This window comes from Mangrovicoccus ximenensis (assembly GCF_003056725.1).
Lineage (GTDB): Bacteria > Pseudomonadota > Alphaproteobacteria > Rhodobacterales > Rhodobacteraceae > Mangrovicoccus > Mangrovicoccus ximenensis.
Window position 1 is genome coordinate 107,352 of the sequence record NZ_QBKZ01000004.1, and the last position, 13,688, is coordinate 121,039.

Consider the following 13,688-nt stretch of genomic DNA (forward strand, 5'->3'; position numbering starts at 1 on the left):
CGGGATGCGGCGGCCCTCCCGGACCGTCCGGTGCGGCGGCGCTACTGCTCGAGATAGGAGCCCTCGACAACCGACGGATCGATCTTGTTGTCCTTCTCGAACTCGTTGGTGAAGGCGACGACGCGCTCGACCTCGGCCCGGGTGATCTGCACGCTTTCCGGCGCGCCGCTGGCGAACTCGGCCCAGATGCCGTCGAACAGTCCCTTGTCGACATCCGCGTAATAGGCCGCGTGGACCGCATCGCGCGCTTCGGACGTGGTTTCGGGATCGCGGATGATGTCGGTCGCGCGCTGGAGCGCCGAGACGAGCCCGGCGGTCTTTTCCGGGTTCTCCCGGATCCAGCCGGCCCGCGCCGTCGCCACGATGTAGAGGAAGCCGTCGAGGCTTTCGACCTCGCCCGCGCCGGTATTGAAGGCAAAGACCGCGCCGCGTTCGCGGACGGCGATATGCGGGGCCGGGGCGGAAAGCGAGAGGCCGTCGATCCGGCCTTCCTCCAGCGCCGCCTGGTAGACGCCGATGTCGCGGCCGAGATAGACGATGGTCATGTCGCGGTCCGGGTCGATGCCCGCCTCCTGCGCGAAGTAGCGGATGATCGACTCGCCGCCGCCCGGGCCGGATGTGGCGATGCGCGCGCCCTTGAGCGCGGCCAGCATTTCTTCGTGGCTGCTCCGGGCGGTCACGCGGCGGCTTTCGGCCCAGGCCTTCGAATAGGCGATGGAGCTGCTGTACTGGGTGACCAGCCCGGCGACCATCTGCAGGTCGAGCCCTTCCTTGCGCGCGTAGAGGATGCCGGGGGTCGAACCGATCGCCACGTCGGCGCTGCGGCCGACAAGCGCCGCCACGGTCTTGGATCCAGAGCCGGTGCGGATGATTTCCGTCTCGAGCCCTTCCTCGGCGAAGGCGCCCGCCTGGATCGCGGTGAACAGCGGGATGAAGGCGAAGCTTTCTGTCGAATGCGCGATGCGCAAGGTGTCCTGGGCGCCGGCCAATGTGGCGCCGCAGGCCAGCCAGAGCGTGGCTGCCAGTTTCAGGATGGTCTGCATGGTGTCTCCTCCTTTGCATGGGTCCGGCCGTGCGGCCGGGGCGCGCTGCCGGATCCCTGCCCGGTCAGCGTGTTTGTCGGGCAATCGCGCGCGCGCCGGGACCCGGTGCAGGGCCAGGCGCGCCGCAATGCCCGGTGGCGGCCCTGCGCGGTGCTGCAGCGGCTGCCCGAGGGCGGCCCGCCGCCGGTGGCTGCGATCGCAGAGGAGCTGGGCGTGAGCGCGCGCACCCTGACCCGGCGGTTGGCCGAGGAGGGGCTGGGCTACCGCGAACTGGTCGAGGAGGTGCGCCGCCGCAAGGCCCAGCTTATGCTGTCGGACCGGACGCTGAGCCGGATATGCCGAGCAGAGCAGCTTCACCAATGCGTTCCGCCGCTGGACCGGCCGGGCGCCGGGCGCCTACCGCAGCGACCTGGGGCGCTAGGGGGCCCGCCATTGCGGCGGTTCCGGCACAGCGGAGACGTGACGCGGGGCCGCCGGACGGTTGCCGCAGCGGCGCCCGCACGGGGCGCTCCGGTCTTTTCCGGCAATCTTCATGGGTCCGGCCGGAGCATGGCTGTCCCCGGCAGACCGGTTCTTTGCGGGGCGGGGTGCCGGCGGAACGATGCGCTGCAGGCCGGGGCCGCGGCTGCCGAGTCATCCGCTGCGCTGCCCCAGTTCGTCCTGAACAAGTCCGATTGCATTGATGCCCTGCAGATTTCGGCCCGATGCGCTCCAGCCCCGGTACCTCGCCCGCGCATCTGGCCTGCGCCAGCGGACAGCGGGTGCGGAACACGCAGCCCGAGGGCGGCGAGATCGGCGAGGGCAGCTCGCCCTCCAGCACCGCGCGCGGACGCGCCTTCTCAACCACCGGATCGGGGATCGGCGCCGAGGCGATCAGCGCACGGGTATAGGGATGCATCGGGCGCTCGACCAGCCGGGCGGCAGGCGCGTGCTCCATCACCCGGCCGAGATACATCACCATGATCTCGTCCGAGATGTGCCGCACGACGCTCAGGTCATGGGCGATGAAGATCAGCGACAGCCCCATCTCGGCCTGCAATTCGCGCAGCAGGTTCACCACCTGCGCCTGCACCGACACGTCGAGCGCCGAGACCGGTTCGTCGCAGACCACCAGCCGCGGCCCCGAGATCAGCGCGCGGGCGATGCCGATCCGCTGGCACTGGCCGCCGGAGAATTCGTGCGGATAGCGGTTGCGCAGCTCGGCGCGCAGCCCGACCCGCTCCATCAGCGCGACGATCCTGTCGGTGCGCTCGGCCTTGCGCATCTCGGGACGGTGCGTGACCAGCGGTTCGGCGATGATCTCGCCCACGGTCATGCGCGGGTTCAGTGCCGCCAGCGGGTCCTGGAAGATCATCTGGACCTCGGGGCGCTGATCCTCGCCCAAGGGCTTGCCGTCCCAGAGCACCTCGCCGCCCGCGCGCGGCACCAGCCCGAGGATCGCGCGCGCGAGCGTCGACTTGCCCGAGCCGCTTTCGCCGACGATGCCCAGCGTCTTTCCGGCGGCAAGGTCGAACCCTGCCCCCTGCACCGCGCGCAGGAGCCGCCGGTTGCGCCATGGGAACAACCCGCCGCCCTTGACCGGGAAGCTGACCGACAGGTCGCGGACGCGCAGAAGGGCCCCGGTCATGCGAAGACCTCCTGCGGCAGATGGCAGGCGCGCAGCCGGTCCCGCCCTTCGAGCGGCGGCATAGAGGCGCGGCAAACATCCATGACCCGGTCGCAGCGCGGCGCGAAGGGGCAGCCCGTCCCGAGATCGGCCATGTTCGGCGGATCGCCCGGGATGGCGCGCAGCTCTGCCTCGACCCGGTCGAGCCGCGGCACGGCGGCGAGCAATCCTTCAGTATAGGGATGCAGCGGCCGGGCGAAAACAGCTTCGGTCGTGCCCTGCTCCATCACCTGCCCGCCATACATGACCAGCATCCGCTCGGTGGCGCCCGCGACGATGCCGAGGTCATGGGTGATCAGGATCAGCGCGGTGCCGAATTCGGCGCGGATGTCCGCGAGCAGCGCCATGATCTGCGCCTGCACGGTGACGTCGAGCGCCGTGGTCGGCTCGTCCGCGATCAGCAGCCGCGGACGGCACAGCAGCGCCATGGCGATCATCACCCGCTGCCGCATGCCGCCCGACATCTCGTGCGGGTACTGGCGCAGCCGCGCCCGCGCCTCGGGGATGCGTACCGCGCCGAGCATCCGCGCCGCCTCGGCCAGCGCCGCGCGCTTCGAGGCGCCCTGGTGCAATTGCAGCACCTCGGCCATCTGGTCGCCGACCGTCATGTAGGGATTGAGCGAGGTCATCGGGTCCTGGAAGATCACCGCGATCTCGCTGGCACGGATGCGGTTCAGCTCGCGCTCGGGGATGTTCAGGATCTCGCGCCCCTCCCATGTCACCGACCCCGAGGCGCGGCCGTTGCGCGCCAGAAGCCCGAGACAGGCGAAGGCGGTCTGGCTCTTGCCCGAGCCGCTCTCGCCGACGATGGCCAGCGTCTCCCCGGCGCGGAGATCGAAGCTGACCCCGTTGACGGCCGAGACCGCGCCGTCCCGGGTGTCGAAGCGCACCCGCAGGTCCTTGACGGAAAGCAGCATTCAGCGGTCCTTCGGAAATGCCATGGTTACCGATCCTTCGGATCGAGTGCGTCGCGCAGCCCGTCGCCGATGAAGAAGAAGGCGAAGAGCGTCGCGACGGGGAAGAGGGGCGGGAAGGCAGGCTGCCAGAGCGTGCCGTATTGCATGGTCGCCGCCNAAGAATAAGAGCGGGAAGGCAAGCTGCCAGAGCGTGCCGTATTGCATGGTCGCCGCCCCGTCCGAGATCAGTGCGCCCCAGCTGGTCAGCGGTTCCTGCACGCCGAGGCCGAGGAAGCTGATGAAGCTTTCGTAGATGATCATGTTCGGCACCAGGAGCGTCGCATAGACGATGACGACGCCCAGCAGGTTCGGGATGATGTGGCGGCGGATGATGGTGAAGGGCCCGACGCCAATGGCCAGCGCCGCCTCCACGTATTCGCGGTGCTTGATGGTCAGGGTCTGGCCACGGGCGATCCGCGCCATGTCGAGCCAGCTGATCAGCCCGATGCCGACGAAGAGCGTGAAGACCGAGCGGCCGAAGATCACCAGGAGCAGGATCAGCACGAACATGTAGGGGATCGACATCAGGATATCGACGATGCGCATCATCACGCTGTCGAGCCGCCCGCCGAAATAGCCGGCGACGGCGCCGTAGACCGTGCCGACGACCACCGAAATCAGCGCGCCAACGATGCCGACCATCAGGCTGACCTGCGTGCCCTGCACCACGCGCGCGAAAAGATCGCGGCCGAGTTCGTCGGTGCCGAACCAGTGCCCCGAGGACAGCGAGGGACGGCCCATCGTGGCGACATCGCCCAGCACCGCCCAGTCGATATCCTCGTTCGACCACTCTGCGAAGAGCCCGCCGAAAGCGGCGAAGCAGGCCACCAGCGCCAGCACCACGAGACTCGCCACCGCCGCGCGGTTGCGGAAGAAGCGGTGGCGCGCATCGCTCCAGAGCGAGCGGCCCGCCGACATGGCGCGAGCCCGTGCGCGTCCGATCAGAACGGCCATGACTGCCCCCTCAATAGCGGATCTTCGGGTCGATCCACGCATAGAGGATGTCGACCACGAGGTTGAACAGGACGGTCAGCGCGCCGGTCAGGATCGTCACGCCCATGATGACGAAATAGTCCCGGTTGAGCGCCGAATTGACGAAATACTGGCCGATCCCGCCGGTGGAAAAATAGATGTCGATCACCACCGAGCCGGTGATCATGCCGACGAAGGCCGGGCCGAGATAGGAGATGACGGGCAGGAGCGCGGGCTTCAGCGCATGGCGCAGCACGATCCGCCGCATCGGCAGCCCTTTGGCGCGTGCGGTGCGGATGAAGCCTGCGTTCAGCACCTCGAGCATCGAGCTGCGGGTGATCCGCGCGATCGAGGCCATGAAGCTGGTCGACAGCGCGATCACCGGCATGACGACATAGGGAAACGCCCCGCCCTGCCAGCCGCCGCCCGGCAGCCAGCCGAGCCAGAGCGTGAAGACCAGCACCAAGATCGGCGCCATCACGAAATTCGGCAGCACCTGCGCGCCGATCGAGATGCCGACCGCCAGATAGTCGAGCCAGCTGTTGTGCCAGACGGCGGCCGCGATCCCGAGCGACCCGCCGACCGCCACGGCGACCGCGAAGGACCAGAAGCCGTAGGTCAGCGTCACCGGGAAGCCCTGCGCGATCAGGTCCGAGACGGAGCGGTCCTTGTAGTAGAGCGACGGGCCGAAATCGAAATGCGCGACGATATTCCAGGTGTAGCTGGCGATCTGCCTCCACAGCGGCTCGTCCAGCCCGTATTTGGCATTCAGCGCGTCGATCACCGCCTGCGGGAAGGCGCGTTCCGAGCTCCAGGGACCGCCCGGCGCGTAATGCATCATCAGGAAGGACAGCACGATCAGCACCAGGATCGTCGGAATGGCGACCAGGAGCCGCCGGAGAATGTAGGAAATCATCACGCGTTCCGGAAGCTGGGGCCCCGCGCCGGGCGGGGCCCGTGGCGGTTATTCGGCGAGCTTGTAGAAATCCTTGGAGTACCAGTTGTTCTCCACGTTTCCGTAGGGCCAGCCCTTGATCGCCGGGTTCAGCATGAAGACGTTGGCATAGTGGTAGACCGGAATGACCGGCACCTCCTGCTCGAGGATCGCCTCGACCTGCGCGTAGTTCGGGTTCGGATCGTCCATCGTCTTGGTTTCCAGCATCAGCGCATCCACCTCGTCATTGGCGAAGCGGCCGTCATTCTGGGAATTGTCCGACACCATCAGCTGCAGGAAGGTCGAGGCCTCGTTGTAGTCGCCGCACCAGGCGCCGCGGGCGACGTCGAACTCCTGGTTCTTGCGGATCTCGAGGAAGGTCTTCCACTCGAAGTTCTGCATTTCGACCGAGACCCCGAGCTTCTGCTTCCACATCTGCGCCATGACGGTGGCGATCTTCTGGTGGTTCTCGGAGGTATTGTAGATCAGCCGCAGCGTCAGCGGGCTGTCCTTGCCGTAGCCCGCCTCCTCCATAAGCCGCACCGCCTCGGCGTCGCGCTCCTTCTGGGTCATGTCCTCATAAGCGGTCGCGGGGGGCTCGAAACTGGCGGTGAAGGGCGGCGTGAAGATATAGGCCGGGGACTGCCCGCCCTTGAGAACCGCGTTGACGATCACGTCGCGGTCGATGGCATAGCTCATCGCCCGGCGCACCCGCACGTCCTGCAGCGCGGGGTTGGCGCTGTCGGTCATGTTGAAGCTGTAATAGTAGGTGCACAGCCGCGGCACCGAGGTCGCCTGGTCCGGATACCTCTCCTTCAGCTCCGGGAACTGGCCCGCGGGCAGCGGCTCGATCATGTCGAGCTCGCCCGCGAGATAGCGGGTCAGCGCCTGGTTCACGTCGTTGATGACGAGGCCGGTCACCTCGGTGATATGGACATTCTCCGCATCCCAGTATTCCGGGTTCTTCGTCCGCGTGTGGTATTCGTTCGGCACGTGCTCGCTCAGCACATAGGCGCCGTTCGACACCATGTTGCCCGGCCGCGTCCATTCGGACCCGAATTCCTCGATGGTCGCGCGATGCGCCGGGAACAGCGTCGAGGTCGTGGTCATCGCCGCGAAATACGGGATCGACTCCTCCAGCGTGACCTTGAGCGTCTGGTCGTCCACCGCCTCGACGCCCAGCTCCTCGGGCGGCAGCTCGCCGGCAAGGATCTTCGAGGCATTCGCCATCGTCGTCATCTCGACGAACCACGCATAGGGCGAGGCGGTCGCCGGATCGATCGCGCGGCGCCAGGCATAGACGAAATCGCCCGCCGTCACCGGATCGCCGTTCGACCATTTCGCGTCGTCGCGCAGCGTGAAGACATAGGTGCGGTTGCCGTCTGCGGTGGTGTAGCCGGTGGCCACGCCCGGCACCAGATTGCCTTCGGCATCCTGGTTCATCAGCCCCTCGAACAGGTCGCGCTGCACGTTCGAGCCAGAGACATCCTCGTTCAGCTGCGGGTCGAGCGTCGGCACTTCGTCGAGCAGCCGGTAGGTGAAGGTCTGGCTTTCGGCCAGCGTCTCGCCCTCCTGCGGACCGGCGGCAAAGGCCAGCCCCGGCCCGAGGACCAGCGTGGCGGCGGTCAGGCGCAGCACCGTGTTGAGCGTCATGGGGTATCTCCCTGAAAATCCCTGTCCTGCGGCGGGCTCTTCCGGCCCGGCATTCCCTGCATCGGATATACGTTGAAAATGCGATGCAAGCGCTTTCCGGCAAGGGAACGCGACGGAATCGGGCCCGAGCCCGAAATTCGGGCGCTCCGCATGGCGCGATCGGCAAGTCGAAGCCGGTCGCGCCGCCCGGTCTCAGCCGAACAGCGCGTGGGCCACGGCGCCGCGGGCGAAGGCGATCCGGCCGCGGGCGATCGCCGCCTCGACCTGCCCCGAAGGACCGAGGATCACCAGCTGATGCCGGAGGGCGCAATCCTGTGCAGCGAGGCGATCACCGCTGGGCAGGCCATTGCCGATGCCACCCGCACGGCACGCCGCCACGACTGGCTGGCCAATCCTGGCGGGGCGATCGGCGCGGCACTGCCGCTGGCGGTGGGGGCCGCGGTGGCCTGCCCGGATCGCAAGGTCATTGCCGTCAGCGGCGACGGCTCGGCGATGTACACGCTGCAGGTGCTCTGGACGATGGCGCGCGAGCGTCTCGACGTGACGGTGATCGTGCTGGCCAATCGCGGCTACCGCATCCTTCTGGGAGAACTCGGCAATGTCGGTGTCACCGAGGTGGGCCGGAATGCCGAGCGCATGCTGGATGTGGCCGATCCGGAGCTCGACTGGGTGGCGCTTGCCGTCGGCCATGGCGTTGCGGCATGCCGCGCCACCGACGCTGCCGCGTTCAGCGAAGCCTTCCGGGACGCGATGGCGGCACCGGGGCCCCGCCTGATCGAGGCGCGCCTGTAGCGGTCTCCCGGCCCGGCTGCCGCCGGGCTCCCGCGCCGGTTTCCGCGGCCGCAGGCGCAGGCCGAGAAGCGTGACGAGGGCCGGCAGGACCAGCTGCCCGCCGGGTGCCGCACGATGAACTGGTCCGACTGCGACACTTCGCCGAAGCGGCATGGCTCGTTGTCGATCTGGTTCAATCCCGACTTTTTCACGCTCGGCCGGCGTCGGAAGACAATCGACGTCAAGCTCTCGGCACGCCGGAACCCGGGTCCGCTCGACCTGCTGTTCCCTCTCGGGCATTGCTGCGCGATGCCCTGCCGGGCAGTGGACAGAACCGGCATCAAACTTCTTGGCGACGGCGAGTGGCTGGCCAGGACGCATGGCACCCGCCGCCGCCGCCAGCAACGCAAGGTCCATCTGGCAATGGGCACGGCCACCAGCGACATCCGGGCTGTGGAATGCACCTCCAGCCGCGAGGGCGACAGCCCCGTACTGCCTGACCTTCTCGACCAGTTCTCCGAAGACGGGGAAATCGGCACCGGCGTTGTTGCGCAAAACTAGGGGATTCATCTCGTGAATCCAGCATGCTAGCCGTGCGGCATGAGCAGACCTCCTAAGACGACGTACAAGACGACCAACTGGAAGAGCTACAATCAGGCGCGCCGCGGGCGGTCCGCAGGCGGTCCGCGACGTGACGCCGGTGCTGATGAACCCGGTGGACGGCCTGCGCACCCGGCTCGACGCGCATGCCATCGCCCATGCCGAATGGGCGGCGCAGCGCTCCTCGGTTGCGGTGTGGAACATCCTGTCGGGCTACCGCCCCGGCGACAGCGAGCTTGCCGCCGCGGCGCGGATGGGGCTTGGCGGACCGGCGATGAACTGCCATCCGATGTTCTCCTCCTCCGGCCCCGAGGCGCCGATCCTCGGGATGCGCAGCCCGACCGCCCGGGTGCCCGCCTTGGGCGACGGCGCGACCACCTGCGTGTCCTTTCCCGGCGGGCTGACCGCGCGGGCCGGGCTGCTCGCGGAGGAGGATGACGGCTTCCTGGCCCTTGCACAGGCCTATTACGGCGCCCAGGCCGCCTGGTACGCCACCGCGCGGATCGGCGTGGCGGGCGGCGAGATCGAGGCCGCGGTGGCCGAAGCGCTGGCTCCGGCGGGCATCCGCTCGATGCTCAATCCCGGCCATCTGACCGGCTATGACGAATGGGTCCATTCGCCGGTCTTCCCCGGCTCGGAGCTGCAGATCCGCTCGGGCATGCCCTTCCAGGTCGACATCATCCCTGTGCCGCTCCGCAACGGCTGGGCGCTCAATTGCGAGGACCCGGTGACCTTCGCCGATGCCGGGCTGCGCGGCGAGCTGGCGCGGCTCCATCCCGAAGTCGCGGCGCGCTGCGCCCAGCGGCGCGCCTTCGTCTCGGCGGAGCTCGGGATCGACGTGCCCGAGGACCTCCTGCTGCTGTCGAACACGCCGCTCTGCCTCGCGGCCCCGGGCCCGACCTTGGCGCCGCAGCCGCCGCACATCGGCTTGTCCGAGGGCACTGCGCGGCGCAGCGCCGGAATCGCGTCCTTCGGCAGGGCAGGCGCGGCCATCGCCGGCAGGCCGTCGAACTTCTCCATGAATTTCCGGTCGATCCGGTCCTTCCAGCGCCACATCAGCGGTCCCGACAGGGTCAGCGGCCCCTTCTGTCCGAGCGCTTCCCGCGGGCCGAGCGAGATCAGCTTCAGGTAGCTCAGCTGCGGCCGGAAGGGCCGGGTCGGCCGCTCCGCCAGGACGGCGCGCAGGTTGCGGTCCAGCACCTGCGCGGCGCGCACCGCGAAGACCCCGGCCTTGGGCCGCGCGCGGTGCGGGTGGCGACGCGGCGCTGCAGGCCGATGCACAGGGCCGGTCCGCAGAAGGCGGCGTCGCGGCTCACCGGGCGGATTGCCGGAGACAGCGTCTGCGCCTGGAAGCCGGCCTCGTCCAGCACGTCGCTGAGCGTGGCGCTGCCGAGCGCGAGCAGGCGGTCGGAGATCGTCATGAAAGCGCCTTTCCGAGCAGCAGGTCCGGCAGTCCGGTGGACAGGACCGGGATGAAGGTCAGCGCGATCAGAACGGCAAGCGCGACCAGAACGTAGGGCAGGGTGCCGCGGGTTCCCTCGGCGATGGAGATGCCCCCGATTTGGCTGGCTATGGCCAGCACGATGCCGATGGGCGGTGTGACAAGGCCGATGCAGAGATTCACCGTCACGACGACGCCGAAATGGATCGGGTCGACGCCCAGCTCCTGGCTGATCGGGAACAGCACCGGCAGCAGCATGACCTTGGCGGCATTCACTTCCATGATCATCCCGACGATCAGGAGCAGGACATTGACGATGAGCAGGAACATTGTCGGCGTGGTCACCCAGGAGCGGATCCAGGCGCCGAAGGTCTCGGGCGCGTGGACCCAGGCCAGCATCCAGGCGAAGAGCGAGGCCCCGGCGAGAATCAGCATGACGGCGGCAGTCAAGCGGGCGGCCGAGGTGATCGACTCCCACAGGATGCGCCAGCTGAGCTCGCGGTAGACCAGGCCCGAGACCAGGAGCGCGTAGACGACGAGGATGACCGAGGCTTCGGTGACGGTGAACATCGCCGAGAGGATGCCGCCGATCAGCAGGAAGGGCATGGCGAGGGCCGGCAGGGCGATGACGAACGTGCGCCACAGCTCGCTCGCTCCGGCGGCGGCCTGCACCGGATAGCTGTTGCGCCGGGCCACGAGCCATGCGGCAAAGATCAGGGCCGCGGCCCAGAGCATTCCGGGCACGACACCGGCGATGAACAGCCGCATCACGGACTGGTCGGTGATGTAGGCGTAGACGATCCAGGCGATGGAGGGCGGGATCAGCGGCGAAATCGGCGAGGACGCGGCGGTGATGCCGACGGAATATGCGGCCGGGAAGCCGGCGTTCTTCATCGCCGGGATGAAAGTGCCGCCGATCGCGGAGGTGTCGGCCACGGCGGAGCCGGAGATGCCGCCGAACATTACAGAGGACAGCACGTTCGAGATGGCGAGCCCGCCGGAGAACCGTCCGACCAGCGCGTTGGCGAAGGCGATCAGCCGTTCCGAGATGCCGCCGCGCGACATCAGTGCGCCGCCGAGAAGGAAGGCAGGGATCGCCATCAGCGAGAAGGAATCCATGCCGGCGAAGAGCCGCTGCGGTGCGATCACGGGGTTGGCGCCGCCATGGGCGAAAATCGCCGCCAGCGAGCCCGCCACGATCGAGACCGCCAGCGGCACGCCGATAATGATGCAGAAGGTGATGACTCCGATCAGGACGGAGGAAACCATCAGCAGATCCATGTCAGAGTTCCTCCGGATCGTTCACCCGGCCGAGCCGGGACAGCAGCAGCACCAGCGCGATGAGCGCGGCACCGACAGGGATCGCGAGGTAGGGCAGGGACATCTTGACGCCTAGTCCGGTCGAGGTCTGGCGCCCGCCGATGCCGACCAGCAGCCAGCCGTACCAGGCCAGCGTGCCGCAGACGGTCAGCGTGATCGCGTCACGCAGCCAGCCGACAATCCGCTGGACAGGCTCCGGTAGGATGTACACGAAGATGTCGATGCTGATATGGTCGTTGCGCTCGATCAGGGCGGCCGATCCGAGCATCGTCAGCGCGACGAGGAGATAGCGGGCAAGTTCTTCGGCCCATACCGTGGGCGCTCCGAGGAGGAAGCGCGCGCAGACCTGGACCCCGATCGCCAGGATCATGACAATCAGCATGATATTGGCGGAAAGGGTGGCAAGGCCTGCGACGGCATGGCTGGCGCGGGCAATTGGCTTCATGGCTGTTTCCGTCGAAAGCTGAGGTTGCGGACCGGGCACCGGGCTTCCGGCCGCCTTCCGGCAGCGGAAGCCCGGGTCGGATCATTCGACCGCCTGGATCTTCCCGACCCAAGGCGCGAGATCGGGGAATTCCCCGGCCATCGCGGCGAGCTTTTCCCGGAACGGGCCGAGATCGGGCTCGAGGAAGGTGGCGCCAGCCGCCTCGAGGGTCGCGCGGCTTTCCTCGGCATTCTCCAGTTCCATTCCGCTGCCCCAGCGCAGGGCCTTGCGGCCTTCCTCCTCGATGATGGCGCGCTCCTCGTCGGTCAGCGAGTCGAAGCGGGCCTGGTCGAAGATGAAGGTGTAGGCGCCGTAGACGTGATCCGTCATGACGACGTATTCCGCGGCCTCGTAGTATTTCGACCTGACATGGGCGGAGAGCGGGTTCTCGACCGCGTCGATGATGCCGGATTGCAGCCCGGTATAGACCTCGCTGGAGGACATCGGCGTCGGCGAAGCCCCCAGAATCTGCCAGGTCGCGCGGAAGATGTCGATGTTCGGCACCCGGATCTTGAGGCCCTTGAGGTCTTCCACCGAGTTTACCGGGCTTTTTGAGGCCATCTCGCGGGCGCCGCGGGCGCCTGCGCCGATCATCCGGAAACCGGTCCGCTTTGCGATCTCGTCATAGAGCTCGGCACCTACCGGCCCGTTATAGACCCGGTCGAAATGGCCTGGATCGCGGATCAGATAGGGATAGCTCTCGATGCCCGGAAGCGGATCGTAGGGGTTGAGCGAAGCGATCACCGTGAGGACGATGTCGTTCGTGCCGATGGTCAGGGCCTCCAGCGTCTCTCTCGGGGAACCGGTCGTGCCCGAGAGCGCGAGCTCGACGCGCAGCTCTCCGCCCGACGCCTCCGCGACGCCGTCGGCAAAGCGCTGCGCGGCCTGGCCCCAGGCGGTCTGCGGCGTCTCGACCGACGCGAGCTGCAGCACGGTTCCGGCCATCGCGCAGGGCGCCAATACCGGAGCGGCGGCCAGAAGGGCGCCACAGATGAAGTTACGGCTAAGCATTTTCTTTTCTCCTCCCGAGACTCGCCCGCCTCCCAACGGGCTGTCTACCTATTATACCAAATTATAGGTGGAAACAACGACAGGTTTCGAATATTTTGTTCGGACAGGGGAGATGCCATGCTGAAGACCGAGCCGATACGGAAGCGCCGCCTTTACGAACGGGTAGCTGAGCAGATCGAGGCGTCGATCCTTGCCGGGGACCTGGCGCCGGGAGAATTGCTGCCCGCGGAACGCGATCTTTGCGACAGTTTCGGAGTCAGCCGCACGGCGATCCGCGAGGCGCTTTTCGCGCTGCAGCAGAACGGCCTCATCGAGCTGGAGAACGGCAAGCGCGCGCGCGTGGTGGAACCGTCGGCGGCAAGGCTGATCGACGAACTCGGCGGCCCGGCGCGCTACGTGCTGTCGCGCCCCGAGAGCCTGCGCCAGCTTCAGGAGGCGCGGATGATGTTCGAGTCCTTCCTTGCCCGCAATGCGGCGCGCAACGTCACGCCGGAGGGGCTTGCGCGGATCTCCGGTGCCCTGGAGCGCAACCGCGCGGCCATCGGCGACCGCGAGGCCTTCGTGCAGACCAATATCGAGTTCCACCTGGAGATCGCGCGGGTCTCGGGCAACATGTTCCTCGAATCCCTGCACGAGGCGGTCCAGACATGGTTGGCCGAGCACCGGCGGACCGCCATCCGCGATCCCGGCGCCACCGAGCGCGCCTATCAGCGGCACGAGCAGATCTTCGCGGCGATCCAGGCCGGGGATGCGGATGCGGCCGAGGAAGCGATGCGGCTGCATCTGGAGGAATCGACGGCGGCCTACTGGCATGTCCGCGACCCCTCCTGAGCGGTC

Annotated in this window: 11 protein-coding genes and 3 pseudogenes; 4 read left to right on the forward strand and 10 right to left on the reverse strand. The window is 67.8% G+C overall.

The annotated features are described in order from the left end of the window. Positions 1-41: 41 nt before the first annotated feature. The 6 genes and pseudogenes from C7T91_RS09560 to C7T91_RS09585 all read right to left on the reverse strand — a co-directional run bounded on the left by C7T91_RS09560 (position 42) and on the right by C7T91_RS09585 (position 7,224). Entirely contained in the window at positions 42-1,043 is a 1,002-nt protein-coding gene (locus tag C7T91_RS09560) for an ABC transporter substrate-binding protein (RefSeq protein WP_108259032.1), read from the reverse strand. A gap of 703 nt (positions 1,044-1,746) precedes the next feature. Then, a pseudogene (locus C7T91_RS09565) lies at positions 1,747-2,670 on the reverse strand (ABC transporter ATP-binding protein); the annotation flags it as partial. Continuing rightward, positions 2,667-3,626, reverse strand: coding sequence for an oligopeptide/dipeptide ABC transporter ATP-binding protein (locus C7T91_RS09570; RefSeq protein WP_108259034.1), 960 nt, complete (start codon positions 3,624-3,626; stop codon positions 2,667-2,669). The pseudogene C7T91_RS09565 and the gene C7T91_RS09570, both read right to left, overlap by 4 nt. Positions 3,627-3,652: 26 nt before the next feature. Next, positions 3,653-4,619 (reverse strand): annotated as a pseudogene (locus tag C7T91_RS09575) (ABC transporter permease subunit). Positions 4,620-4,629: 10 nt separating this feature from the next. Further along, the gene (gene oppB, locus C7T91_RS09580) at positions 4,630-5,553 is read right to left on the reverse strand and encodes an oligopeptide ABC transporter permease OppB (RefSeq protein WP_108259035.1); all 924 of its coding nucleotides are present in this window, start codon (positions 5,551-5,553) and stop codon (positions 4,630-4,632) included. A 48-nt stretch (positions 5,554-5,601) separates the two neighbouring features. Continuing rightward, the gene (locus tag C7T91_RS09585; protein WP_108259036.1) at positions 5,602-7,224 is read right to left on the reverse strand and encodes a peptide ABC transporter substrate-binding protein; all 1,623 of its coding nucleotides are present in this window, start codon (positions 7,222-7,224) and stop codon (positions 5,602-5,604) included. A 294-nt stretch (positions 7,225-7,518) separates the two neighbouring features. On the opposite strand from C7T91_RS09585, the gene C7T91_RS09590 reads away from it, so the two are divergent. From C7T91_RS09590 to C7T91_RS38435, 3 genes and pseudogenes are all read left to right on the forward strand, one after another. Further along, positions 7,519-8,016, forward strand: coding sequence for a thiamine pyrophosphate-dependent enzyme (locus tag C7T91_RS09590; protein WP_236638137.1), 498 nt, complete (start codon positions 7,519-7,521; stop codon positions 8,014-8,016). A gap of 168 nt (positions 8,017-8,184) precedes the next feature. Then, positions 8,185-8,535 (forward strand): annotated as a pseudogene (locus C7T91_RS09595) (transposase); the annotation flags it as partial. A 151-nt stretch (positions 8,536-8,686) separates the two neighbouring features. Further along, positions 8,687-9,727 carry a hypothetical protein gene (locus C7T91_RS38435; RefSeq protein WP_108259038.1) on the forward strand — a complete coding sequence of 347 codons (1,041 nt, stop codon included), beginning with the start codon at positions 8,687-8,689 and terminating at the stop codon, positions 9,725-9,727. 1 nt (position 9,728) lies between these two features. Here the strand turns inward: C7T91_RS38435 and C7T91_RS09605 are convergent, their stop codons facing one another. The 4 genes from C7T91_RS09605 to C7T91_RS09620 all read right to left on the reverse strand — a co-directional run bounded on the left by C7T91_RS09605 (position 9,729) and on the right by C7T91_RS09620 (position 12,851). Continuing rightward, positions 9,729-10,016, reverse strand: a complete 288-nt coding sequence (locus C7T91_RS09605) for an RraA family protein (protein WP_108259039.1) — start codon at positions 10,014-10,016, stop codon at positions 9,729-9,731. Continuing rightward, positions 10,013-11,317 (reverse strand): TRAP transporter large permease, encoded by a 1,305-nt coding sequence (locus tag C7T91_RS09610; protein ID WP_201742052.1) that lies wholly within the window; start codon positions 11,315-11,317, stop codon positions 10,013-10,015. The genes C7T91_RS09605 and C7T91_RS09610 overlap by 4 nt, the downstream gene beginning before the upstream one ends. Position 11,318: 1 nt before the next feature. Continuing rightward, the gene (locus C7T91_RS09615) at positions 11,319-11,801 is read right to left on the reverse strand and encodes a TRAP transporter small permease (protein WP_108259040.1); all 483 of its coding nucleotides are present in this window, start codon (positions 11,799-11,801) and stop codon (positions 11,319-11,321) included. A gap of 81 nt (positions 11,802-11,882) precedes the next feature. Beyond that, positions 11,883-12,851, reverse strand: a complete 969-nt coding sequence (locus tag C7T91_RS09620) for a TRAP transporter substrate-binding protein (RefSeq protein WP_108259041.1) — start codon at positions 12,849-12,851, stop codon at positions 11,883-11,885. A 117-nt stretch (positions 12,852-12,968) separates the two neighbouring features. Here C7T91_RS09620 and C7T91_RS09625 point away from each other — a divergent pair, with 117 nt between their 5' ends. Then, a complete protein-coding gene (locus tag C7T91_RS09625) occupies positions 12,969-13,682 on the forward strand; it encodes an FCD domain-containing protein (protein WP_108259042.1) in 714 nt (237 codons plus the stop codon). Positions 13,683-13,688: the final 6 nt, after the last annotated feature.